Source organism: Rhodoplanes sp. SY1 (genome assembly GCF_046000175.1).
Taxonomy (GTDB): domain Bacteria; phylum Pseudomonadota; class Alphaproteobacteria; order Rhizobiales; family Xanthobacteraceae; genus Rhodoplanes.
This window is the reverse complement of sequence record NZ_JBEOMB010000260.1, coordinates 1-594: the sequence shown is the minus strand read 5'-3', so window position 1 is coordinate 594 and position 594 is coordinate 1. Positions and strand designations below refer to the sequence as shown.

The 594-nt window shown below is 67.0% G+C and carries 1 protein-coding gene; it reads left to right on the top strand.

The genetic code is table 11. The annotated features are described in order from the left end of the window. Positions 1 to 512 (top strand): NAD(P)H-dependent oxidoreductase (locus ABTU92_RS29000; protein ID WP_408095025.1); only part of this gene is annotated, 512 nt, incomplete at its 5' end. Positions 513 to 594: the final 82 nt, after the last annotated feature.

The window sequence follows — 594 nt, the reverse complement described above, 5'->3', positions numbered from 1 at the left end:
AGAGCCTTCGCGCGGCCGGCCACACGGTCGACGACTGCGATCTCTACGCCGAAGGCTTCGATCCGGTTCTCAGCCGCGAGGAGCGGCTGACCTATCACGACACCGCCGTCAACCAGGCGCCCGTGCAGGGCTATGTCGACCGGTTGCAGGCCGCCGAGGCGCTGGTGCTGGTGTTTCCGGTGTGGTGCTTCGGCCTGCCGGCGATGCTGAAAGGCTGGTTCGATCGCGTGCTGATGCCGGGCGTCGCCTTCGACATCAGCGATCCGGCCAACGTGAAGCCGGCGCTGACGCATCTGAAGCGCATCGCCGCCGTGACCACCTACGGACGGCCGCGCTGGACCGCGTTGCTGATGGGCGATCCGCCCCGCAAAGTGATCACGCGCTATCTGCGGGTGCTCTCGGGCGGCCGCGCCAGGATCACCTACCACGCGCATTATCACATGAACGTCTCGACCGACGCGACCCGCGCCGCGCATCTGGAGAAGGTGGCAAAGGTGATGCAGGGATTGTGATCCCCGCGGCCCTGCATCGAGATTCCCCTCATGGTGAGGAGCGCGTCTCGCACCATGAGGCCGCCTCGCCCTTCGAGACGCG